This window comes from Citrobacter sp. RHB20-C16 (assembly GCF_013890155.1).
GTDB classification, from domain to species: Bacteria; Pseudomonadota; Gammaproteobacteria; order Enterobacterales; family Enterobacteriaceae; genus Citrobacter_A; species Citrobacter_A amalonaticus.
Genome location: NZ_CP057630.1, coordinates 4,719,724 through 4,743,083 on the forward strand (window position 1 = coordinate 4,719,724; position 23,360 = coordinate 4,743,083).

Consider the following 23,360-nt stretch of genomic DNA (forward strand, 5'->3'; position numbering starts at 1 on the left):
CGCGCTTTTTCTACATAAAAAGCTATAATGCACTAAATTGGTGCAAATTTTTCAGGAGACTGCTGTATGGCAACAGGCACGCTGCCCGATGCTGGGCAGATCCTCAATTCTTTAATCAACAGCATCTTACTGGTCGACGATGAGCTGGCGGTGCATTACGCCAACCCGGCCGCGCAGCAGTTACTCGCCCAAAGCTCCCGCAAACTGTTTGGTACGCCGCTTCCTGAACTCCTGAGCTATTTTTCTTTGAATATCGAACTGATGCGTGAAAGCTTAGAGGCGGGACAAGGGTTTACCGACAATGAGGTCACGTTGGTGATTGATGGGCGTTCACACATTCTTTCGCTCACCGCGCAGCGTTTGCCAGACGGCCAGATCCTGCTCGAAATGGCGCCGATGGATAATCAGCGCCGCCTGAGCCAGGAGCAGCTACAGCACGCTCAGCAGGTCGCTGCGCGCGATCTGGTGCGAGGACTGGCACACGAGATTAAAAACCCGCTCGGTGGCTTACGCGGCGCTGCACAGCTATTAAGTAAAGCCCTGCCCGACCCGGCGCTGCTGGAATACACAAAAGTCATTATTGAACAGGCTGATCGACTGCGTAATCTGGTCGACAGGCTGTTGGGCCCGCAGATGCCGGGAACGCATGTCACGGAAAGTATTCATAAGGTGGCAGAGCGCGTGGTGGCGCTGGTTTCTATGGAATTACCGGCCAACGTCACGCTGGTCCGCGATTACGATCCCAGCCTGCCGGAATTGCCGCACGACCCGGAACAGATCGAGCAGGTGTTGTTGAATATTGTCCGTAATGCATTGCAGGCTCTGGGATCAGACGGTGGGGAGATCGTGCTACGTACCCGTACCGCGTTCCAGCTCACGCTGCACGGCGAGCGCTATCGCCTGGCGGCGCGTATCGACGTCGAAGATAACGGGCCGGGGATTCCTTCCCACTTACAGGATACGCTGTTTTACCCCATGGTCAGCGGCCGCGAAGGCGGCACCGGGTTAGGATTATCCATCGCCCGTAATTTGATCGATCAGCATTCCGGCAAAATTGAATTTACCAGTTGGCCAGGTCATACCGAGTTCTCGGTTTATCTGCCGATTCGGAAATAGAGGTGCTTATGCAACGAGGGATAGTCTGGGTAGTCGATGACGATAGTTCCATCCGTTGGGTGCTTGAACGTGCTCTCGCCGGGGCGGGTCTGAGTTGTACGACCTTTGAAAACGGCAACGACGTGCTGGGCGCGCTGGCGAGCAAAACGCCGGACGTGCTGTTGTCCGACATTCGCATGCCTGGAATGGACGGGCTGGCGCTGTTAAAACAGATTAAACAGCGTCATCCAATGCTGCCGGTCATCATAATGACTGCGCATTCCGATCTGGATGCTGCCGTCAGCGCCTATCAGCAAGGGGCGTTTGATTATCTGCCGAAACCCTTTGATATCGATGAAGCAGTAGCGCTGGTTGAACGCGCCATCAGCCATTATCAGGAACAGCAGCAGCCGCGTAATATTCAGATCAACGGCCCGACAACCGACATCATCGGTGAAGCGCCGGCCATGCAGGATGTATTTCGTATTATCGGGCGGCTCTCGCGTTCCTCCATCAGCGTGTTGATTAACGGGGAGTCCGGGACGGGTAAAGAACTGGTCGCCCATGCCCTGCACCGCCACAGCCCACGCGCCAAAGCGCCGTTTATCGCGCTCAACATGGCGGCGATTCCGAAAGATTTGATCGAATCCGAGCTGTTTGGTCATGAAAAAGGGGCATTTACCGGAGCGAATACCATTCGTCAGGGACGCTTCGAACAGGCCGATGGCGGCACGCTGTTTCTTGATGAGATTGGCGATATGCCGCTGGATGTGCAGACCCGTCTTTTGCGCGTATTAGCCGACGGACAGTTTTATCGCGTTGGCGGCTATGCGCCGGTGAAGGTGGACGTGCGAATCATCGCCGCGACTCACCAGAACCTGGAACTGCGTGTGCAGGAAGGCAAGTTTCGTGAGGATTTATTCCATCGTCTGAACGTCATCCGCGTACACCTGCCGCCGTTGCGCGAGCGCCGGGAGGATATTCCGCGCCTGGCGCGCCACTTCCTGCAGGTTGCAGCGCGTGAACTGGGCGTAGAAGCTAAGTTATTGCACCCGGAAACCGAAGCGGCGCTGACGCGGCTGGCATGGCCGGGCAACGTTCGCCAACTGGAAAACACCTGTCGCTGGTTAACCGTAATGGCGGCCGGACAAGAGGTATTAATTCAGGATCTCCCCGCTGAACTGTTCGAAGCCACCGCGCCCGAAAGCCCTTCGCATCTCCAGCCGGACAGTTGGGCCACGCTTCTGGCGCAGTGGGCGGATCGGGCGCTGCGATCCGGTCATCAAAACCTGCTGTCGGAAGCACAACCTGAAATGGAGCGCACGTTGCTGACCACAGCACTACGCCATACACAGGGCCATAAACAGGAAGCGGCACGCTTGCTCGGATGGGGGCGTAATACCCTGACGCGTAAGTTGAAAGAGCTGGGAATGGAGTAACGTCACACGGTTGTGTAAAGATTAATAATTGAGCGCAAATTGCCGTTATTTTGCACTTTACTGTTCCGATGAGTTCAGTATGATCGTGCCCGGCAAACGGGGGACAAAACATGCTGGAATCGATTATAAATCTGCTATCAAGCGGAGCGGTCGACAGCCATACGCCACAAACTGCGGTTGCCGCAGTACTGTGCGCCGCGCTGGTTGGGCTGTTCAGCTAACACTGTGCCGGATGGCGCTATGCTTATCTGGCTTACAGGTAACATCAATCGTAGGCCCGGTAAGCGTTAGCGCCACCGGGCAACGTTTTTATATCACGCGTGAGAACTGCTGCATCCGCGCTTTTTGGCGCAGATACGCATCAAAGCACATGCAAATGTTGCGAATCAGCAGACGCCCTTTCGGCGTGACCTGAATCCCCTTCGTTGTCACATCCACCAGCCCATCTTTCGCCAGCGGCGCCAACAGCTTCAGGTCTTCGGCAAAATAATCCGCGAAGTTCAGATCCCACTGCTGCTCAACTGCGGCAGTGTCGAGACGGAAATTGCAGATAAGCGACTTGATGACGTCACGACGGATACAGTCATCGCGAGTCAGCGCGATACCGCGCCATAAGGCATTTCCCTGCTCATCCACCTGCTGATAGTAGAGTTTCAGCTCTTTCTGGTTCTGGGCATAGCAATCGCCAATCATACTGATGGCAGAAACGCCCATCCCCAGCAGATCGGTGTCACCCTGGGTGGTATATCCCTGAAAATTACGGTGGAGAACGCCTTCGCGCTGGGCAATCGCCAGTTCGTCATCCGGGCGGGCAAAATGGTCCATACCAATAAACTGATAGCCGGTCTCTGTCAGCGAGGAGATGGTTTCCTGCAAAATATCCAGCTTCTGCTGCGCGCTGGGCAGATCGGCATCTTTTATTTTGCGCTGCGCGGCAAACAGCGTCGGCAAATGCGCATAGTTAAAGACGCTCAGACGATCGGGGCTTAATTCCGCAACCCGCTTCAGGGTAAAGGCGAAACTTTCCGGCGTCTGTTTAGGTAAACCGTAGATCAGATCGATATTGGTCGACGTAAAGCCAATGTCACGTGCGTGATTGAGCAGCGCAAAAATAAACTCCTCATCCTGCTCACGGTTAACCAGTCGCTGGACCTCTTTGTTGAAGTCCTGCACGCCCATGCTGAGACGATTAAAGCCTTCCGCGCGTAAATGATCGAGCACATCCAGCTCAATCTCACGGGGATCGACTTCGATCGAAATCTCCGCATCCGCATTGAAGTGGAAATGATTTCGCAGCAGCGCCATCAGGCGACTGATTTGCGCTTTATTCAGGTAAGTCGGCGTGCCGCCGCCCCAGTGCAGTTGGCTGACCTTGCGTCCGGCAAACAGCGGCGCACGGTGCAGAATTTCCTGTTCGAGTGCATCCAGATACTGATCGGCCTTATGCTGCTGACGGGTCACAATCTTATTGCAGCCGCAGAAGTAGCAGAGCTTGTGGCAAAACGGGATATGGACGTAAAGCGAGAGCGGACGCTCAGGATAGCGCGCGACAGCCTGTAAAAATGCCGGTTCGCCAAACGCATCAGAAAATTCCAGCGCGGTCGGGTACGAGGTATAGCGCGGCCCGGAATAGTTATATTTCTGGATCAGGGCCTGATCCCAGTCTATTTGTTGTTCTGACATGCTCACTCCTTCCGATGGCGTCTCTGGCGGGTACGGCGTACCGGCCGCACTCCATTTCGAGTACTAAGCCGGCTGCGCAGCCACTTCTGTCGCCGCGACAACCGCTGTAGTTTAACGAATAACCACACCAGATAACATATAACCGGAAGGGTTATAAGCAGGACGGGCAGGCCCACGGTGTAAACCGTTAGTTACCGCCACGCAGCAGGCGCATCATATCTTCCTGCTTCTCATCATCTTCCTCTTCTTCGTCATCATCGTAGGAGAGGCCCAGCTTCTGCATCAGTTCATCGATGCGATCCAGTTTGGCATCCACCCAGGACTGATCTTCCGCGCTCAAGGTTTCGCCTGCTTCAAGACGTTCTAACAGCGCATCCAGGCGCTCATCTGTTTCCAGTAAATCCAACTCAGCCTGCGGTGAAAGCATAGGTTTCTCGCTCTTCGGTTTGTGCTGTTTGGTGACTTTTTCGGTCACGCCCAATGGAATAGGGGTTTTACTGCCGATGCGTGGATCTTTCTGTTGGTTCTTGTTTTTACCGCCTGACGCCGCGTCACCACCGGTCGCACGGCTACCCGCCGCGTGTCCACGGTGTTTTTTCTGACGCTTGCGGTCACGAGCTTCCTGATTCAGCTCTTCGCGGGTTTTACGGCGTGCCTTTGCAGGGCCTTTGCCGCGTGGTGTAGAAGTGGATTTCATAGTGATTCGTCTTTGGCTGTTTTATTCAGTATATAATTGCGCCGGAATCTAGCAGAAATAAAGAAAAAAGGCGACAGATTGCTCTGTCGCCTTTTCACCTTACTCACAACCCTGAACGGGTCCTACATTCCCTGTCGGCTATCAACGCACCCTGTTTTTCCGTCAGCCTGGAACATTCCGTGTCTTTTCCGTTTCCGTATACCAACGTCTCCGAACGTCTGTCATCCTGACAATCCTGTGTCTTCGCCTCCTGGCGCTCCTGACCCTCATCCTGAGTCGTCTTCCTGTACAGCTATCCTCGCTATGGGGGTTACTCTACTCTTTTGGAGTAAAGTAACAAGTCGTTGGCCGCACAGTTCAGCCATTTTCAGAATATTACATACCTTTTAATAGTATGATTTAGTTGATTTATTTAATTATTTTCTCTGCAATTACTCTGAAATTTCGTATAAGAACAATCGGCAATGTCTCACAATATGCAGGGTTTTTACTCACAACAGACCCATGTCGAAAAATCAGTCTTTTGCTCCTGTTCAGGTATAATCGCGGCAAAGCTTTGACTGACGGAGACGACCGCTTTGATTAACCTGAATTATCAACAGACGCACTTTGTGATGAGCGCGCCTGATATTCGCCATTTACCTTCCGATACGGGGATTGAAGTGGCATTTGCTGGCCGTTCCAACGCAGGTAAGTCCAGCGCGCTGAATACGCTGACCAATCAGAAGAGCCTGGCGCGGACTTCGAAAACGCCTGGCCGCACTCAATTGATTAACCTGTTTGAAGTGGTCGACGGCAAACGCCTTGTTGACCTGCCCGGCTATGGTTACGCCGAAGTGCCGGAAGAGATGAAGCGCAAGTGGCAACGCGCGCTGGGTGAATATCTGGAAAAACGCCAGAGCCTGCAGGGACTGGTGGTGCTGATGGATATTCGCCACCCGCTAAAAGATCTCGACCAGCAGATGGTCCAGTGGGCCGTCGAGAGCAACATCCAGGTTCTGGTGCTGCTGACGAAAGCGGACAAACTGGCGAGCGGGGCGCGTAAGGCCCAACTGAATATGGTCCGTGAAGCGGTATTAGCCTTTAACGGCGATGTGCAGGTTGAGACCTTCTCATCGCTGAAAAAGCAGGGCGTGGATAAATTACGGCAGAAGCTGGACAGTTGGTTTAACGAACTGGCGCCGGTGGAAGAGGATCAGGGCGGGGAGTAATTCATCGCGACGCCGGATAGCGACGCGGTGCGTCTTATCCGGTCTGGCACGCCGACCCTATCTTTCTTTCGCCCATAAAAAACGCCCCAGTCAGAAACTGACTGGGGCGGCTAAAATATTCAGCCAAATCCGATTACGTGAAGTAAAAGGTCTGAAAGATAGAACATCTTACCTCTGTACCCTACGCGAATAACTTTACTCTTTTTTGAGCAGCTCAGAAAGCACTTTTTGTAATTTTTTTTCATTCTTTACATAGGGAATTCCAATACCCATCACAAAAATCGCGCACTTATGTTGCTTAATTACGAAAAAAGCGCGTTATCTCGCGAGCACTTAGTGCGCCTGATCCCAGTTTTCACCACTTCCAACTTCCACCAGCAGCGGTACATCAATGCGTGTGCAGTTCTCCATCAACTGATGGATCTTTTTCGCTACCGTGTCCAGGTCGTCTTTGTGTACTTCAAACACCAGTTCATCGTGTACCTGCATGATCATACGCACGCGCGGTTTTTCCATTTCCAGCCAGCCATCGACCGCAATCATCGCCCGTTTGATAATATCGGCAGCGGTTCCTTGCATCGGGGCGTTAATCGCCGCACGCTCCGCACCCGCTCGACGCGCGCCGTTGCTGGATTTAATATCCGGCAGATAGAGACGACGGCCTTCCAGCGTTTCAACGTAGCCCTGCTCTTTCGCCTGAGCGCGAGTGCGTTCCATATACTCCAGCACGCCGGGATAACGTTCAAAATAGAGGTCCATGTATTTCTGCGCTTCTTTACGCGGTATGTTCAACTGGCGCGCCAGACCGAACGCACTCATACCGTAGATCAGACCAAAGTTGATCGCTTTCGCGCTGCGACGCTGTTCGCTGGTCACGGTCTCCAGCGGCAGACCAAACACTTCGGCGGCGGTGGCGCGGTGAATGTCCTTCCCTTCGGCAAACGCCGTCAGCAGCCCTTTGTCGCGTGAAAGGTGCGCCATAATACGCAATTCAATCTGCGAATAGTCCGCAGAAACAATCAGGTAATCCTTCGGCGGGATAAATGCCTGGCGGATACGACGCCCTTCTTCATTACGTACCGGAATGTTTTGCAGGTTCGGATCGGTCGATGACAAACGGCCCGTCGCGGTCACGGCCTGATGATAAGAGGTGTGCACACGCCCGGTTTTCGGGTTAATCATCAGCGGGAGTTTGTCGGTGTAGGTCGATTTCAGCTTCGCCAGACCGCGATACTCAAGAATCACTTTAGGTAGCGGGTAATCCAGCGCCAGTTCTTCCAGCACTTCTTCAGAGGTTGACGGCGCGCCGCCTGGGGTTTTCTTCAGCGGCTTAATGCCCTGTTTTTCGAACAGGATCGTCTGCAACTGCTTGGTTGAAGAAAGGTTAAATACTTCTCCTGCAATCTCATGGGCTTTCTGTTCCAGCTCCGCCAGACGGAGCGTGATCTCCTCGGAGTGCTTGTGCAGCACCGCGGGGTCGATCTTCACACCGTTACGCTCTACACGAGATAACACCGGTACCAGTGGCATTTCGATGTTTTCAAAGACGTTCAGCGGCCCTTTGTGCTGCTGCAGCTCTGGCCACATTTTCAGATGCAGCTGTAAGGTGACATCGGCATCTTCTGCCGCGTAACGTCCCGCCTCTTCCAGCGCAATCTGATTAAAGGTTAGTTGGTTCTTCCCTTTACCCGCAATCTCTTCAAAAGTGATGGTTTTATGTTTCAGCCAGCGATCGGACAAACTGTCCATATCGTGACGTCCGGCAACGCTGTTCAGAATGTACGACTCGAGCATGGTATCAAAAGCGATGCCGCGCAGTTCGATACCATAATTCGCCAGAATGCCGCGATCGTACTTGAGATTTTGTCCGACCTTACGCGCGTTTTCATCTTCCAGGAGCGGCTTGAGCATCGCCAGCGCACGGTCGCGGGAGATTTGATCCGGCGCATCCAGATAGTCATGCGCCACTGGCACATAAGCCGCCACTCCCGGCTCAATAGCGAATGAGAGCCCTACCAGGTTGGCGGAGATGTTATCCAGACTGTCGGTTTCGGTATCGAAGGCAAACACTGGCGCTTTTTTCAGCTTCGCAATCCACGTTTCCAGCGTCGCTTCATCGAGAATGGTCACGTAATTCTCATAAGAAAGTACGACAGCGGCTTCTTCCGGGGCTTCATCAATGACAATCGTTTCCTGCGGTTTTACCGCCGGTTTTGCCCCTTTTGCTTGTAACCACTTGCCCGCTTCGACATCAGCGGTCCAGCGCTTGAATTCATACTTTTTAAACAGCCCAACCAGTTCGTCAGCCTGGGGTTGTTGCACTTCCAGTTGTTCGCAGGTCAGTTCCAGCTCAACGTCTGTTTTGATCGTCGCCAGTTTATAGGAGAGGTATGCCACCTCTTTGTTTTGCTCAAGTTTACCCGCCATAGTTTTCGCACCACGGAACGTCAACCCGGCAATTTTATCGGACTCAGCATAAAGAGTATCCAGGCCGCCCAGCCCCTGTAGCAATGCCTGCGCGGTCTTTTCCCCGACCCCCGGTACGCCCGGAATGTTATCGGAGGAATCGCCCATTAGCGCCAGGAAATCGATGATCAGTTCCGGCGGCACGCCGTATTTTGTCACCACCTCATCTGGACCAAGAATGGTGTTGGTCATGGTATTGATGAGTGTGATATTTGGCGTGACCAGTTGGGCCATGTCTTTATCGCCGGTACTGATCAGCACCGGGCGCCCCATTTTTTCTGCCTCACGCGCCAGGGTACCAATAACATCGTCCGCCTCCACGCCAGATACAGCCAGCAGCGGTAGCCCCATCGCCTTCACCATGGCATGCAGCGGTTCGATCTGCGCCCGCAGATCGTCCGGCATCGGCGGGCGATGCGATTTGTAATGCTCGAATAATTCGTCACGGAAGGTTTTACCCTTGGCATCAAATACCACTGCGGCATGCGTTGGCTGATATTGCATGATCAGGCTGCGCAGCATATTGAGGACACCGTACATCGCGCCTGTCGGTTCGCCTGCGCTGTTGGTCAGCGGCGGAAACGCATGGTATGCGCGATAGAGATAAGAGGAGCCATCTACAAGGATAAGTGGGTTTTCTGGGATCTGAACCATAATGTCCGTGCCTGTTTATCAGATTATGGATAAAGGATGCCACAGACAGGATGAAAACATGAGTTTTTCACCACATTTGTCGTAATTCTTTTGCAGATCTTCTGGATCGCTCGCAAAGCCGCCTGTGGATAACTTTGTGAATAATTAATTTTCATCGCATTAATTTCAAAACGATGCGTTAACCATCATTTATAATATTCTTTAAATTCAATTAATTATAAAAACGACAGAATAAACCCTTTATGTTTTCATTGAATTACTGAATGTGGATAGATATGGCGTGTTTTTCTCTGTCGCGAAGAACCGTCATTTGAGTCATTTTCTGATAAAATCAGCCCCCTTGCGCGACTTTAGCGTACTGTTTATGGCTAATCCTTTGAATAATTTAATCATGGCGAGATTACTCGCTACAGTCACCCTGTTGCTGAGCATTGCATTGACCATTGTGGTCACAATTTTGTGCTCCGTACCGATCATTCTGGCCGGACTGGTAAAGCTCCTGCTGCCCGTTCCGTTCGTCTGGCGCAAGGTATCTCTGTTTTGTAATTTCATGATGTATTGCTGGTGTGAAGGCCTCGCCCTGCTGTTGCATCTCAATCCATGGCTGAAATGGGATGTGCAGGGCCTGGAAGGACTGAGCAAGAAAAACTGGTATCTGCTGGTGTGTAATCATCACAGCTGGGCGGACATCGTGGTACTGTGCGTACTCTTTCGCAAGCACATTCCTATGAACAAGTACTTCCTTAAGCAACAGTTGGCCTGGGTACCTTTTATCGGCCTCGCCTGCTGGGCACTGGATATGCCATTTATGAAGCGCTATTCGCGCGCTTATCTCCTGCGCCACCCGGAACGCCGCGGTAAAGATGTCGAGACTACCCGTCGGTCCTGCGAGAAATTCCGCGCGCATCCCACCACGATCGTTAATTTCGTCGAGGGCTCCCGCTTTACCGAAGAAAAACGTCAGCAGACCCGCTCGCCGTATCAACACCTGTTGCCACCAAAGGCGGCGGGCATTGCGATGGCGCTGAATGTGTTAGGTTCGCAGTTCGATAAATTACTTAATGTTACGCTGTGCTATCCGGAAAACGACCGTACGCCCTTCTTCGATATGCTGAGCGGGAAACTAACGCGCATAGTGGTTCGCGTGGACATGCAACCCATTCAGGAAGAACTGCACGGCGACTACGTTAACGATAAAGGATTTAAGCGTCGTTTCCAGCTATGGCTGAATACGCTATGGAGCGAAAAAGACGTGTTAATAGAAGAGATTAAAGCGACAACTAAAAACGCCGGTCACTGACCGGCGCTGCTTTTATTTCTTACCGACCAGGTATTTCACCGTGTCAGCATATTGCTGAACAAAGATATCCATGCTGCTGGTATCCATGCCCTGCGGATTCACCTGATATTTACCGTTAACAAACATCGCCGGCACGCCCTGCAGTTGCAGATCGGCAGCAGCTTTTTCCTGCTGCGCAACCAGTGATTTCACGACAAAGCTGTTCCACGCGGCATCGTAATCTTCGCCTTTAATACCGGCATCCACGAACACTTTACGGATATCTGCAACGCTCTGCACGGTCTGGGTTTTCTGTACCCCTTCAAACATCGGCACAGTCACTTTATCTTCTACGCCCAGTGCCATCGCAACGGCCCACGCTTGCGTCAGATCCTTGCCCAACGGGCCCAGGAACTCAACGTGGTATTTGGTCATTTTGACGCCTTCAGGAAGTTTTTTCTTCACATTCTCAGAAACATGAAGGACTTCTTCAAACTGGTAGCAGTGTGGGCAATAGAAGGAGAAGAACTCCAGCACCTGCGGTTCACCGGCAACGGGCTTTTCCAGGGTGGTATACTGCTTACCATCCTCGAATTGCGCTGCCGATGCGCTAAAAGCTAAAACCATACCAGCCAGCGCCAGCCAAATCTTTTTCATGATTACGTCTCCGATTAATACATGGGTGTTAATTGTAATGGGGGTTCTTGCAGGACTTTTGCCTGCTCGATAAATGTCGCGGTCTGTCGTTGCCAGTAATCTTCCCCAGTTAACCACGGGAAGTTTTTAGGAAACGCAGGATCGTCCCAACGACGCATCAGCCAGGCAAGATAATAAACCAAACGCATAGCACGTAAAGGTTCAATCAGTTCAATTTCAGATGTTTCGAACTCACTAACTTCTTCATAAGCTTCAATAATCGTTTCAAGCTGCATACGTTGCTCAGCTTTATCACCATTAAGAAGCATCCACAGATCCTGAATGGCAGGACCGTTGCGGGAATCATCTAAATCGACAAACAGCGGCCCCTCGCGCCAGAGGATATTTCCAGCGTGGCAGTCGCCATGTAGACGAAGGCTGTCAAAATTTGTATGCCACCGCTCAATGACGGCCGCAATCAGCGTATCCGTCGCTTTCAGAAATGCGGCCTTTTGTGCGGACGGAATGAGTTGGGCATGCTCGAAGAGTTTACGCGGCTCGACGAGGTATTCGTCCAGCCCGATGGTCGGTCGCCAGGTAAATGGCTGCTTACGGCCGGTCTGATGAAGACGCCCCAGATAACGGCCCACCGCTTCCATTTGATCGATATTGTCCGCTTCGAACTGTCGACCGCCTACACTTGGAAAAATCGCGTAGTGGAACCCCTGATGCGATAATAGCGTCTGACCATTAAAAGCCAACGGCGCAGCAACCGGGACTTCATCCTCAAGCAGCTCAATCGCAAACTGATGCTCTTCCAGGATCTGATCAACTGACCAGCGCTCAGGGCGATAAAATTTAACGACAAAACGCCGACGGTCTTCATCCTGGAACTGATAGACACGGTTTTCATAGCTGTTAAGCGGGGTAAGACCAGAATCCACCCGGATCCCCTGCTCAAACAGCGCATCCATGATGGTATCCGGGTGTAATGTCTGGAAATTGAAAGTGTTGTTATTCATCCCATCATCCGGAAAATACGTCGAATGATTCAGGATATCATTTCATAACAGCTTCGGTGGCCCCGCTTACAAGCTTTTACTCTTTAATTACGCCACGAGCGCGCAACAGCGCCGTCTTGAAATCTTCCTCGTAATCTTTCTGAATACCGGGAATAACCGCGTCTTTTGCAGAGTCGCGCATTTTCAGGTGATAGATCAGAATGTCGTCGGTTAAATCCGCCAGTTCACCGTCAAAACCTGACTCTTTCGCCAGTTTCTGCAAAAATTGCATCAGGTTAAGGTCGGGCTCTTTTTGCCAGGCTGGCTGGAGGAGTTCAATAACTTCATTCAGGCGTTTACATTTCATGGTCGTGCTCCTTACTCTTGAGACAGACACGTTAGCAGGGTCAATCCCACAATAAAAGAGGCGATATCAGTGAATCAGGATAGTGCAATAACAGGGGTTGTACTGGCTGGCGGAAAGGCCAGGCGAATGGGGGGCATTGATAAAGGCTTGCTTGAGCTTAAAGGGAAACCGCTGTGGAAACATGTCGCCGATACGCTGTTATCCCAACTGGAAACGGTGGTTGTGAATGCCAATCGGCATCAGGAAATTTATCGCTCGGGTGGCCTGAAAGTCATTTCAGATGTGATGGCGGATTTTCCCGGCCCGTTGGCGGGCATGCTTTCTGTTTTCCAACAGGAGGCGGGCGACTGGTTTCTGTTCTGCCCCTGTGATACCCCTTTTATCCCGCAGACGCTGGCAGCCCGCTTACGTGCCCGGTGCAATCAGGCACCGGTGGTATGGGTGCATGATGGAGAGCGCGATCATCCCACCATTGCGCTGGTTCACCGTTCAGTCCAGCCATTTTTGCAGCGCTATTTACAGTCTGGCGAGCGACGGGTCATGGTTTTTATGCGTCAGGCAGGTGGGCATGCCGTTGACTTCAGCGACCGCAAGGAAGCGTTTGTGAATGTGAATACCCTTGAGGAGCTTGATAAATGGCAGGAAAAACCATGATCCCTCTACTGGCTATCGCCGCGTGGAGCGGAACGGGAAAAACGACGCTGCTCAGGAAGCTAATCCCGGCGCTGTGCGCCGCCGGGATCCGCCCCGGACTTATCAAACATACGCATCATGATATGGATGTGGATAAGCCAGGCAAAGACAGCTACGAGCTACGCAAAGCAGGAGCGGCGCAAACGCTGGTCGCCAGTCAGCAACGTTGGGCATTAATGACTGAGACACCTGAAGAACCCGAACTGAATCTGGCGTACCTGGTCAGCAGGATGGATCATGCCACGCTGGATCTGGTGCTGATTGAGGGATTTAAGCATGAGGCCGTGCCTAAGATCCTGCTGTTCAGAAGCGATGCCGGGCATGATTTCAGCGAATTAACGCTGGATGAGCATGTGATTGCGGTAGCCAGTGATGTTGTATTGCCGCTTGAAGTTCCGGTGCTGGATTTAAATGATGTGGATGTGATTGCGAAGTTTATTGTGGAGTGGAGTGCGATCTGACGACTTGCCGGGTGGCGGTTTCGCCTTACCCGGCCTACAAAATTCGGTGATCCAGAAACGCAAAAAGCCCATCCGTCAGGATGGGCTCTTCACTTAATTGATGCCTGGCAGTTCCCTACTCTCGCATGGGGAGACCCCACACTACCATCGGCGCTACGGCGTTTCACTTCTGAGTTCGGCATGGGGTCAGGTGGGACCACCGCGCTACAGCCGCCAGGCAAATTCTGTTAATCTGTATCAAGCTGAGTTGAATGCGTCATCTCTTCGCCGAAACAGCTTCGGCGTTGTAAGGTTAAGCCTCACGGTTCATTAGTACCGGTTAGCTCAACGCATCGCTGCGCTTACACACCCGGCCTATCAACGTCGTCGTCTTCAACGTTCCTTCAGGACCCTTAAAGGGTCAGGGAGAACTCATCTCGGGGCAAGTTTCGTGCTTAGATGCTTTCAGCACTTATCTCTTCCGCATTTAGCTACCGGGCAGTGCCATTGGCATGACAACCCGAACACCAGTGATGCGTCCACTCCGGTCCTCTCGTACTAGGAGCAGCCCCCCTCAATTCTCCAGCGCCCACGGCAGATAGGGACCGAACTGTCTCACGACGTTCTAAACCCAGCTCGCGTACCACTTTAAATGGCGAACAGCCATACCCTTGGGACCTACTTCAGCCCCAGGATGTGATGAGCCGACATCGAGGTGCCAAACACCGCCGTCGATATGAACTCTTGGGCGGTATCAGCCTGTTATCCCCGGAGTACCTTTTATCCGTTGAGCGATGGCCCTTCCATTCAGAACCACCGGATCACTAAGACCTGCTTTCGCACCTGCTCGCGCCGTCACGCTCGCAGTCAAGCTAGCTTATGCCTTTGCACTAACCTCCTGATGTCCGACCAGGATTAGCTAACCTTCGTGCTCCTCCGTTACTCTTTAGGAGGAGACCGCCCCAGTCAAACTACCCACCAGACACTGTCCGCAACCCGGATTACGGGCCCACGTTAGAACACCAGCCATTAAAGGGTGGTATTTCAAGGACGGCTCCACACGAACTGGCGTCCGCGCTTCAAAGCCTCCCACCTATCCTACACATCAAGGACCAGTGTTCAGTGTCAAGCTATAGTAAAGGTTCACGGGGTCTTTCCGTCTTGCCGCGGGTACACTGCATCTTCACAGCGAGTTCAATTTCACTGAGTCTCGGGTGGAGACAGCCTGGCCATCATTACGCCATTCGTGCAGGTCGGAACTTACCCGACAAGGAATTTCGCTACCTTAGGACCGTTATAGTTACGGCCGCCGTTTACCGGGGCTTCGATCAAGAGCTTCTCCTTACGGATAACCCCATCAATTAACCTTCCGGCACCGGGCAGGCGTCACACCGTATACGTCCACTTTCGTGTTTGCACAGTGCTGTGTTTTTAATAAACAGTTGCAGCCAGCTGGTATCTTCGACTGATTTCAGCTCCACGAGTAAATCGCTTCACCTACATATCAGCGTGCCTTCTCCCGAAGTTACGGCACCATTTTGCCTAGTTCCTTCACCCGAGTTCTCTCAAGCGCCTTGGTATTCTCTACCTGACCACCTGTGTCGGTTTGGGGTACGATCTGATGTTACCTGATGCTTAGAGGCTTTTCCTGGAAGCAGGGCATTTGTTGCTTCAGCACCGTAGTGCCTCGTCATCACGCCTCAGTGTTAAAGTGAACCGGATTTACCTGGAACACACACCTACACGCTTAAACCGGGACAACCGTCGCCCGGCCAACATAGCCTTCTCCGTCCCCCCTTCGCAGTAACACCTGGTACAGGAATATTAACCTGTTTCCCATCGACTACGCCTTTCGGCCTCGCCTTAGGGGTCGACTCACCCTGCCCCGATTAACGTTGGACAGGAACCCTTGGTCTTCCGGCGAGCGGGCTTTTCACCCGCTTTATCGTTACTTATGTCAGCATTCGCACTTCTGATACCTCCAGCATGCCTCACAGCACACCTTCACAGGCTTACAGAACGCTCCCCTACCCAACAACACTTAGTGTCGCTGCCGCAGCTTCGGTGCATGGTTTAGCCCCGTTACATCTTCCGCGCAGGCCGACTCGACCAGTGAGCTATTACGCTTTCTTTAAATGATGGCTGCTTCTAAGCCAACATCCTGGCTGTCTGAGCCTTCCCACATCGTTTCCCACTTAACCATGACTTTGGGACCTTAGCTGGCGGTCTGGGTTGTTTCCCTCTTCACGACGGACGTTAGCACCCGCCGTGTGTCTCCCGTGATAACATTCTCCGGTATTCGCAGTTTGCATCGGGTTGGTAAGCCGGGATGGCCCCCTAGCCGAAACAGTGCTCTACCCCCGGAGATGAATTCACGAGGCGCTACCTAAATAGCTTTCGGGGAGAACCAGCTATCTCCCGGTTTGATTGGCCTTTCACCCCCAGCCACAAGTCATCCGCTAATTTTTCAACATTAGTCGGTTCGGTCCTCCAGTTAGTGTTACCCAACCTTCAACCTGCCCATGGCTAGATCACCGGGTTTCGGGTCTATACCCTGCAACTTAACGCCCAGTTAAGACTCGGTTTCCCTTCGGCTCCCCTATTCGGTTAACCTTGCTACAGAATATAAGTCGCTGACCCATTATACAAAAGGTACGCAGTCACCCCATAAAGAGGCTCCCACTGCTTGTACGTACACGGTTTCAGGTTCTTTTTCACTCCCCTCGCCGGGGTTCTTTTCGCCTTTCCCTCACGGTACTGGTTCACTATCGGTCAGTCAGGAGTATTTAGCCTTGGAGGATGGTCCCCCCATATTCAGACAGGATACCACGTGTCCCGCCCTACTCATCGAGCTCACAACACATGCAATTTTGTGTACGGGGCTGTCACCCTGTATCGCCGGCCTTTCCAGACCGTTCCACTACCACACATGCTGATTCAGGCTCTGGGCTGCTCCCCGTTCGCTCGCCGCTACTGGGGGAATCTCGGTTGATTTCTTTTCCTCGGGGTACTTAGATGTTTCAGTTCCCCCGGTTCGCCTCGTTAACCTATGGATTCAGTTAACGATAGTGCAACGAATTGCACTGGGTTTCCCCATTCGGACATCGCCGGCTATAACGGTTCATATCACCTTACCGACGCTTTTCGCAGATTAGCACGTCCTTCATCGCCTCTGACTGCCAGGGCATCCACCGTGTACGCTTAGTCGCTTAACCTCACAACCCGAAGATGTTTCTTTCGATTCATCATCGTGTTGCGAAAATTTGAGAGACTCGAACACACCATTAACAGTGTGTCGTTTCAATTTTCAGCTTGATCCAGATTTTTAAAGAGCAAAACTTCGCAGCGCACCCTTTCAGGTACACTCTGAAGTTTTCTTGATTACGTTCTACAGTATGGTGGAGCTATGCGGGATCGAACCGCAGACCTCCTGCGTGCAAAGCAGGCGCTCTCCCAGCTGAGCTATAGCCCCATACAGTGTAGTCAGAACCTCTGTACCGATAATTTTTCCTGAGACAAGGCGTGGAATGGCGAAGCATACTTAAAGTATGCGAGTCGTTTCACAACGCAGTATTCAGGGAAAATTTGGTAGGCCTGAGTGGACTTGAACCACCGACCTCACCCTTATCAGGGGTGCGCTCTAACCACCTGAGCTACAAGCCTGTAGAGGTTTTACTGCTCGTTTTTCATCAGACAATCTGTGTGGGCACTACAAAGGCAGGTTCTTTAAGGTAAGGAGGTGATCCAACCGCAGGTTCCCCTACGGTTACCTTGTTACGACTTCACCCCAGTCATGAATCACAAAGTGGTAAGCGCCCTCCCGAAGGTTAAGCTACCTACTTCTTTTGCAACCCACTCCCATGGTGTGACGGGCGGTGTGTACAAGGCCCGGGAACGTATTCACCGTGGCATTCTGATCCACGATTACTAGCGATTCCGACTTCATGGAGTCGAGTTGCAGACTCCAATCCGGACTACGACATACTTTATGAGGTCCGCTTGCTCTCGCGAGGTCGCTTCTCTTTGTATATGCCATTGTAGCACGTGTGTAGCCCTGGTCGTAAGGGCCATGATGACTTGACGTCATCCCCACCTTCCTCCAGTTTATCACTGGCAGTCTCCTTTGAGTTCCCGGCCTAACCGCTGGCAACAAAGGATAAGGGTTGCGCTCGTTGCGGGACTTAACCCAACATTTCACAACACGAGCTGACGACAGCCATGCAGCACCTGTCTCACAGTTCCCGAAGGCACCAAGGCATCTCTGCCAAGTTCTGTGGATGTCAAGACCAGGTAAGGTTCTTCGCGTTGCATCGAATTAAACCACATGCTCCACCGCTTGTGCGGGCCCCCGTCAATTCATTTGAGTTTTAACCTTGCGGCCGTACTCCCCAGGCGGTCTATTTAACGCGTTAGCTCCGGAAGCCACACCTCAAGGGCACAACCTCCAAATAGACATCGTTTACGGCGTGGACTACCAGGGTATCTAATCCTGTTTGCTCCCCACGCTTTCGCACCTGAGCGTCAGTCTTCGTCCAGGGGGCCGCCTTCGCCACCGGTATTCCTCCAGATCTCTACGCATTTCACCGCTACACCTGGAATTCTACCCCCCTCTACGAGACTCAAGCCTGCCAGTTTCGAATGCAGTTCCCAGGTTGAGCCCGGGGATTTCACATCCGACTTGACAGACCGCCTGCGTGCGCTTTACGCCCAGTAATTCCGATTAACGCTTGCACCCTCCGTATTACCGCGGCTGCTGGCACGGAGTTAGCCGGTGCTTCTTCTGCGGGTAACGTCAATTGCTGCGGTTATTAACCACAACACCTTCCTCCCCGCTGAAAGTACTTTACAACCCGAAGGCCTTCTTCATACACGCGGCATGGCTGCATCAGGCTTGCGCCCATTGTGCAATATTCCCCACTGCTGCCTCCCGTAGGAGTCTGGACCGTGTCTCAGTTCCAGTGTGGCTGGTCATCCTCTCAGACCAGCTAGGGATCGTCGCCTTGGTGAGCCGTTACCTCACCAACTAGCTAATCCCATCTGGGCACATCCGATGGCAAGAGGCCCGAAGGTCCCCCTCTTTGGTCTTGCGACATTATGCGGTATTAGCTACCGTTTCCAGTAGTTATCCCCCTCCATCGGGCAGTTTCCCAGACATTACTCACCCGTCCGCCACTCGTCAGCAAAGCAGCAAGCTGCTTCCTGTTACCGTTCGACTTGCATGTGTTAGGCCTGCCGCCAGCGTTCAATCTGAGCCATGATCAAACTCTTCAATTTAAGTTTGATGCTCCTAGAATTAAACGTCGTAATGAATTACGTGTTCACTCTTTGAGACTTGGTATTCATTTTTCGTCTTGCGACGTTAAGAATCCATGTCACTCTGAGTGCCCACACAGATTGTCTGATAAATTGTTAAAGAGCAGTGCCGCTTCGCTTTTTCTCAGCGGCGCGGGGTGTGCATAATACGCTTTCCCGCTTCAGAGTCAAGCATTTATTTCGCTTTTCTCTGTCGGTGTTCATCACTGGTTTTCACCGGAGAACCCCGCTGACCCGGCGGCTTGCGTGCCGTTGTTCCGTGTCAGTGGAGGCGCATTATAGGGAGTTATTTCGGGCTGACAAGGGGAAATTTAAAATAATTTTCCGAGTGCGCATTTTTTATTCTTTGCGTTTATTTAACCACCGAATCGGGGGTTAACTGAGCGATTTCGCGGGCAAAACTCGCCACTTGCTCCCAGTCGGTATAGATAACTTCTTTGCGCGTATCCGTTTCGCCGCCCGACATTTTCATAATGAGTTGAATCATCATGCGATCATACCAGCGATAGCGTGGGTACAGCAGCGCCCCGGCGATAACCGCAGAACGGTCTGGCCGCCACTGTGAGTTCATTAAAAACTTGCGCGCGTAGCTGTTGGTCTGCGGCGTCCGCTTTTCCGGTTTACGCGCCACCAGGTTGACGGAGTAAAACGCGCTTGGCATGTGATTCAGTCGCGTCGCATGTTTCTTCACAAACTCGAGAAATGCAGAATGATAGTGTCCATAACGAATGGATGCGCCAATGACCACACGGTCATAGCGTTCCCAGTCAGGCTCTTCGGTACGATGCAGGTTGACGACATCCGTACAAACGCCAAGCTCTTTGAGTTCTGACGCCAGATAAGCGGCGATTTCCCGGGTCTGTCCATCGCGAGATGAGAAAAGAATCAGTGTTTTCACGTGTTACTCCATTATTCACGCCAGAAGGTCGGGGTAAAAAGTACCAGCAAAGTGAAGACTTCCAGACGACCGAACAGCATATTGGCAATCAGGATCCATTTTGCCACTGGATTCATACTGGCAAAGTTGTCCGCCACGACGCCCAGTCCGGGCCCAAGGTTGTTCAACGTCGCCACCACGGAAGCAAAGGCCGAGAAATCGTCCACACCAGTCGCGATAATCGCCAGCATACTGACAATAAAAACCAGCGCATACGCCGAGAAAAATCCCCAGACCGCTTCAAGAATACGCTCCGGCAGCGCGCGATTCCCCAGTTTGATGCTATAGACCGCATTGGGATGCACCAGGCGCTTCAGCTCGCGGTTCCCCTGTTTGAACAGCAAGAGGATACGGATAACCTTCAGTCCCCCGCCCGTTGACCCTGCACAGCCGCCGATAAACGCAGAACATAGCAGCAATACCGGCAGGAAAAGCGGCCAGCGCGCAATACTGTCGGTGGTAAATCCGGCCGTAGTCGCCATCGACACCACCTGGAAAAAGGCCTGATTGAGCGTCGTCAGTGCGGAGTTATAGATGTTATGAAACCAGAGCACTAATGTGCAGATGACCACCAGCGTCAGTTGGACGCCAATGAACATGCGAAATTCGGGGTCACGCCAGTAAACCTTCAGGCTGCGGCCACTCAGTAACGAGAAGTGCAGACCATAGTTACAGCCGGAGATTAATAAGAAGATAGCGATGATAGTGTTAATCGTTGGGCTGTCAAAATAACCCACGCTGGCATCATGGGTAGAAAACCCGCCGATCGCGATAGTAGCGAAACTGTGTCCGATGGCGTCAAACGCTGGCATGCCGGCAAACCACAGCGCCAGCGCGCAGGCGACCGTCAGCAGGACGTAGATCAGCCACAGCGTTTTTGCCGTTTCGGCAATACGCGGGCGCATCTTGTTATCTTTCAGCGGCCCTGGCATTTCAGCGCGATAGAGCTGCATCCCACCGACGCCGAGTATCGGCAAGATCGCGACGGCCAGCACAATGATTCCCATCCCACCGAACCATTGCAGCATCTGGCGATAAAAGAGGATCGCATGCGGCAGCGAATCCAGCCCCACCAGCGTGGTAGCGCCGGTCGTGGTCAGTCCGGAGAATGATTCGAAAAACGCATCGGTAATCGTGAGGTTCGGGCTTTCAGAAAAAATGAAGGGTAACGCACCCACGCTACCCAGCACGGTCCAGAACAGTACCACGATCAGAAACCCTTCACGGGATTTCAGTTCGCCTTTCTCACGACGGTTCGGCCACCACAACATGGAGCCAATCACCAGTGCGACAAAAAAGGTTTGCGTAAATGCGCGTCCCGCCCCATCACGATAGATAAGCGCTACCAGCCCCGGGAGGATCATCGTGCCCGAAAATAAGATAACCAGTAGTCCTACAATTCGGGTAATGGCGCGAAAATGCATCTCTGCCGCTTCCTTAGTTCTTCAAAATGAGGTGGGGATTATTCTTCAATCGCTAATAATTGCAATGAACCACGACTAAAATCCGCCAGCTTTGCTGAAAATTCATCCACTTTCGCATAAGGAAGCGCCACCCGTAACCGAACGAATGCCTGGTAATCACTGGTGACGATTTTGCCGCCATATTGACCCAGAAGTGCTTCAACGCCAACCAACTGCGCGTACTCACACTGCAAAGTATATTCGGTTAATGGCGTCTTGCGCTGTGTCGTTAACTGACGCAATGCCTGGTTTACGCCACCGCCGTAGGCTTTAACCAGTCCGCCGGTGCCGAGTAAGATCCCGCCGTAATAGCGCACCACAACGGCGGTAATTTCCCCAACGCCGCTGCCCATCAACTGCGCGAGCATCGGCTTGCCTGCCGTTCCCGCCGGTTCACCATCATCTGAAAAGCCCAATTGCTGCGAATCATCCGGCGCTCCCGCCACCCACGCCACGCAATGGTGACGGGCGTCCGGGTGCTCCGCTCTGACTGATTCCACAAACGCTTTTGCCGCCTCTACGCCATCGGTATGCGCCAACAACGTAATGAAGCGGCTTTTTTTGATCTCTTCGACAACGGTGACCGGCGCCGCAGGGATTAACCAACTGTCCATTACGCCAGTTTCAGATCCCGCGTCATGTTTTCAACGTTGTTCTCGTGGATCACCACGTTATCTTCAATACGAATACCACCAAACGGTTTCAGCGCTTCAATTTTCTGCCAGTTGAAGTGTTTGCTGAACTGCCCTTCACGCCACGGCGCGAGCAGCGATTCGATGAAGTAAAAGCCCGGTTCAATGGTCAACACCATGCCCGGCTGGAGCACACGGGTGCAGCGCAGATACGGATATTTGGACGGCGCGGCGAGATGCGTACCGGTGTCATCCTGCATAAAGCCCGCGACATCATGCACCTGCAGGCCCAGCGGATGGCCGATCCCGTGCGGCATAAACGGTCCGGTGAGATCGTTTTCGACCATCGCCTCTTCGCTCATGTCGGTGACGAGCTGATGCTTACGCAGCAGTTTTGCAATACGCTGATGGAACTGAACATGATAATCCACATAGCTGACACCCGCTTTCATGGTGGCAATCAGCGCCAACTGTTCGTCATTCACATCTTTCACTAACTGCGCATACTCATTGTCGCTTTTCGCCGACCAGGTACGGGTCAGGTCTGCGGCATAACCGTTGTACTCCGCACCGGCATCCAGCAAGAAGCTGCGGATTTCAGACGGTGCCTGATGATCCAGCTTCGTATAATGCAAAACCGACGCATGCTCGTTCAGCGCCACGATATTGCTGTACGGCACATCGGTGTCGCGGTGACCGGTCGCAGTCAGATAGGCCAGGTTGATATCAAACTCGCTCATCCCCGAACGGAAGGCTTCTTCCGCCGCACGGTGTCCATTCACCGCCATTTTCTGCGCTTCGCGCATGCAGGCCAGTTCGTAGTCCGTTTTGTAGGCGCGGTAATAGTGCAGATAGTCGATCACCCCTTTCGGGTTGATATTGCTGGCGGCGATCTCCAGTTGCAACGCACGCTCTGGAACCGGGCCGATATAACCAATATTGCCGCGCGCGGCAGGCAGTTGACTGCCAATGCCATCCGCCTTCGGCAGGGCAATCACCTCAACTTCTTCAGTCCAGAAGGAGGTCGGCAGCGGTTCAACGTTGTGCCAGTAATCGACCGGCAAGTAAAACCACAGTTTGGGTTTGTTCACCCCATCAACCAGCAACCAGCAGTTGGGAACCTGAGTCACCGGCACCCAGGCTTTAAACTGCGGATTAACCTTAAACGGGTAAGGATGATCGTCGAGAAAAACGTTAACCAGCTCGCCGGAGTGAATAAGCAGCGCATCAAGCTTAAAGCGTTCCAACGCATCACGCGTCCGTTCTTGTAAGGTAACGATATGATTTTTATAGAGTGCGGCCAGTGATTCCATTTTCTATCCTTCTGTTTTTTTCGACCTCAAGTCTCCGCATC

17 protein-coding genes, 2 tRNA genes, 3 rRNA genes and 1 pseudogene are annotated in these 23,360 nt (G+C 52.6%); 7 read left to right on the forward strand and 16 right to left on the reverse strand.

Annotation, left to right across the window (positions count from 1 at the left end; translation table 11 throughout):
- The first annotated feature begins 66 nt into the window (after nucleotides 1–66).
- The 3 genes from glnL to HVX64_RS22570 all read left to right on the forward strand — a co-directional run bounded on the left by glnL (nucleotide 67) and on the right by HVX64_RS22570 (nucleotide 2,755).
- Entirely contained in the window at nucleotides 67–1,116 is a 1,050-nt protein-coding gene (glnL, locus tag HVX64_RS22560) for a nitrogen regulation protein NR(II) (protein WP_044257151.1), read from the forward strand.
- Between the two features lie 8 nt (nucleotides 1,117–1,124).
- Nucleotides 1,125–2,534 (forward strand): nitrogen regulation protein NR(I), encoded by a 1,410-nt coding sequence (glnG, locus tag HVX64_RS22565; RefSeq protein WP_042998847.1) that lies wholly within the window; start codon nucleotides 1,125–1,127, stop codon nucleotides 2,532–2,534.
- A 110-nt stretch (nucleotides 2,535–2,644) separates the two neighbouring features.
- Nucleotides 2,645–2,755, forward strand: a complete 111-nt coding sequence (locus tag HVX64_RS22570) for a YshB family small membrane protein (RefSeq protein WP_090050632.1) — start codon at nucleotides 2,645–2,647, stop codon at nucleotides 2,753–2,755.
- Nucleotides 2,756–2,843: 88 nt separating this feature from the next.
- On the opposite strand, the gene hemN is transcribed toward HVX64_RS22570, so the two are convergent.
- The 3 genes and pseudogenes from hemN to HVX64_RS24310 form a co-directional block, all read right to left on the reverse strand.
- On the reverse strand, nucleotides 2,844–4,217 hold the full coding sequence (gene hemN / locus HVX64_RS22575) for an oxygen-independent coproporphyrinogen III oxidase (RefSeq protein ID WP_044257149.1): 1,374 nt from the start codon (nucleotides 4,215–4,217) through the stop codon (nucleotides 2,844–2,846).
- Between the two features lie 187 nt (nucleotides 4,218–4,404).
- The gene (gene yihI / locus HVX64_RS22580) at nucleotides 4,405–4,914 is read right to left on the reverse strand and encodes a Der GTPase-activating protein YihI (protein WP_042998845.1); all 510 of its coding nucleotides are present in this window, start codon (nucleotides 4,912–4,914) and stop codon (nucleotides 4,405–4,407) included.
- 103 nt (nucleotides 4,915–5,017) lie between these two features.
- Nucleotides 5,018–5,279 (reverse strand): annotated as a pseudogene (locus HVX64_RS24310) (hypothetical protein).
- 213 nt (nucleotides 5,280–5,492) lie between these two features.
- On the opposite strand from HVX64_RS24310, the gene yihA reads away from it, so the two are divergent.
- Nucleotides 5,493–6,125, forward strand: a complete 633-nt coding sequence (gene yihA, locus HVX64_RS22585; RefSeq protein ID WP_042998843.1) for a ribosome biogenesis GTP-binding protein YihA/YsxC — start codon at nucleotides 5,493–5,495, stop codon at nucleotides 6,123–6,125.
- A 333-nt stretch (nucleotides 6,126–6,458) separates the two neighbouring features.
- Here yihA and polA read toward each other — a convergent pair whose 3' ends face one another.
- On the reverse strand, nucleotides 6,459–9,245 hold the full coding sequence (gene polA, locus HVX64_RS22590) for a DNA polymerase I (RefSeq protein WP_042998842.1): 2,787 nt from the start codon (nucleotides 9,243–9,245) through the stop codon (nucleotides 6,459–6,461).
- A 364-nt stretch (nucleotides 9,246–9,609) separates the two neighbouring features.
- Here polA and HVX64_RS22595 point away from each other — a divergent pair, with 364 nt between their 5' ends.
- Nucleotides 9,610–10,545 carry an acyltransferase gene (locus tag HVX64_RS22595; RefSeq protein WP_043001789.1) on the forward strand — a complete coding sequence of 312 codons (936 nt, stop codon included), beginning with the start codon at nucleotides 9,610–9,612 and terminating at the stop codon, nucleotides 10,543–10,545.
- Between the two features lie 12 nt (nucleotides 10,546–10,557).
- Here the strand turns inward: HVX64_RS22595 and dsbA are convergent, their stop codons facing one another.
- The 3 genes from dsbA to HVX64_RS22610 form a co-directional block, all read right to left on the reverse strand.
- Nucleotides 10,558–11,181 carry a thiol:disulfide interchange protein DsbA gene (gene dsbA, locus HVX64_RS22600; protein WP_042325410.1) on the reverse strand — a complete coding sequence of 208 codons (624 nt, stop codon included), beginning with the start codon at nucleotides 11,179–11,181 and terminating at the stop codon, nucleotides 10,558–10,560.
- Between the two features lie 14 nt (nucleotides 11,182–11,195).
- The gene (locus tag HVX64_RS22605) at nucleotides 11,196–12,182 is read right to left on the reverse strand and encodes a serine/threonine protein kinase (RefSeq protein WP_044257145.1); all 987 of its coding nucleotides are present in this window, start codon (nucleotides 12,180–12,182) and stop codon (nucleotides 11,196–11,198) included.
- 76 nt (nucleotides 12,183–12,258) lie between these two features.
- Entirely contained in the window at nucleotides 12,259–12,528 is a 270-nt protein-coding gene (locus tag HVX64_RS22610; protein ID WP_042325406.1) for a YihD family protein, read from the reverse strand.
- A gap of 69 nt (nucleotides 12,529–12,597) precedes the next feature.
- On the opposite strand from HVX64_RS22610, the gene mobA reads away from it, so the two are divergent.
- Both mobA and mobB read left to right on the forward strand, forming a co-directional pair.
- Nucleotides 12,598–13,182, forward strand: a complete 585-nt coding sequence (gene mobA, locus HVX64_RS22615) for a molybdenum cofactor guanylyltransferase MobA (RefSeq protein ID WP_072040084.1) — start codon at nucleotides 12,598–12,600, stop codon at nucleotides 13,180–13,182.
- On the forward strand, nucleotides 13,179–13,682 hold the full coding sequence (mobB, locus tag HVX64_RS22620) for a molybdopterin-guanine dinucleotide biosynthesis protein MobB (protein WP_072040083.1): 504 nt from the start codon (nucleotides 13,179–13,181) through the stop codon (nucleotides 13,680–13,682). Before mobA ends, mobB begins: the two co-directional genes overlap by 4 nt.
- A gap of 102 nt (nucleotides 13,683–13,784) precedes the next feature.
- On the opposite strand, the gene rrf is transcribed toward mobB, so the two are convergent.
- From rrf to pepQ, 9 genes are all read right to left on the reverse strand, one after another.
- Nucleotides 13,785–13,900: ribosomal RNA gene (gene rrf / locus HVX64_RS22625) — 5S ribosomal RNA — on the reverse strand.
- A 70-nt stretch (nucleotides 13,901–13,970) separates the two neighbouring features.
- Nucleotides 13,971–16,876: ribosomal RNA gene (locus tag HVX64_RS22630) — 23S ribosomal RNA — on the reverse strand.
- 181 nt (nucleotides 16,877–17,057) lie between these two features.
- Nucleotides 17,058–17,133 (reverse strand) — tRNA-Ala (locus tag HVX64_RS22635).
- 114 nt (nucleotides 17,134–17,247) lie between these two features.
- A tRNA-Ile gene (locus HVX64_RS22640) sits at nucleotides 17,248–17,324 on the reverse strand.
- A 69-nt stretch (nucleotides 17,325–17,393) separates the two neighbouring features.
- A 16S ribosomal RNA gene (locus HVX64_RS22645) occupies nucleotides 17,394–18,935 on the reverse strand.
- The 16S, 23S and 5S rRNA genes sit together here with 2 tRNA genes alongside, the layout of an rRNA operon.
- A gap of 391 nt (nucleotides 18,936–19,326) precedes the next feature.
- Nucleotides 19,327–19,872, reverse strand: coding sequence for a menaquinone-dependent protoporphyrinogen IX dehydrogenase (gene hemG, locus HVX64_RS22650; RefSeq protein WP_042998838.1), 546 nt, complete (start codon nucleotides 19,870–19,872; stop codon nucleotides 19,327–19,329).
- A gap of 11 nt (nucleotides 19,873–19,883) precedes the next feature.
- Nucleotides 19,884–21,335, reverse strand: a complete 1,452-nt coding sequence (gene trkH, locus HVX64_RS22655) for a Trk system potassium transporter TrkH (protein ID WP_042998837.1) — start codon at nucleotides 21,333–21,335, stop codon at nucleotides 19,884–19,886.
- A gap of 38 nt (nucleotides 21,336–21,373) precedes the next feature.
- Nucleotides 21,374–21,988, reverse strand: coding sequence for an IMPACT family protein (locus HVX64_RS22660; protein WP_181825194.1), 615 nt, complete (start codon nucleotides 21,986–21,988; stop codon nucleotides 21,374–21,376).
- The gene (gene pepQ, locus HVX64_RS22665; protein ID WP_042998835.1) at nucleotides 21,988–23,319 is read right to left on the reverse strand and encodes a Xaa-Pro dipeptidase; all 1,332 of its coding nucleotides are present in this window, start codon (nucleotides 23,317–23,319) and stop codon (nucleotides 21,988–21,990) included. Before pepQ ends, HVX64_RS22660 begins: the two co-directional genes overlap by 1 nt.
- Nucleotides 23,320–23,360: the final 41 nt, after the last annotated feature.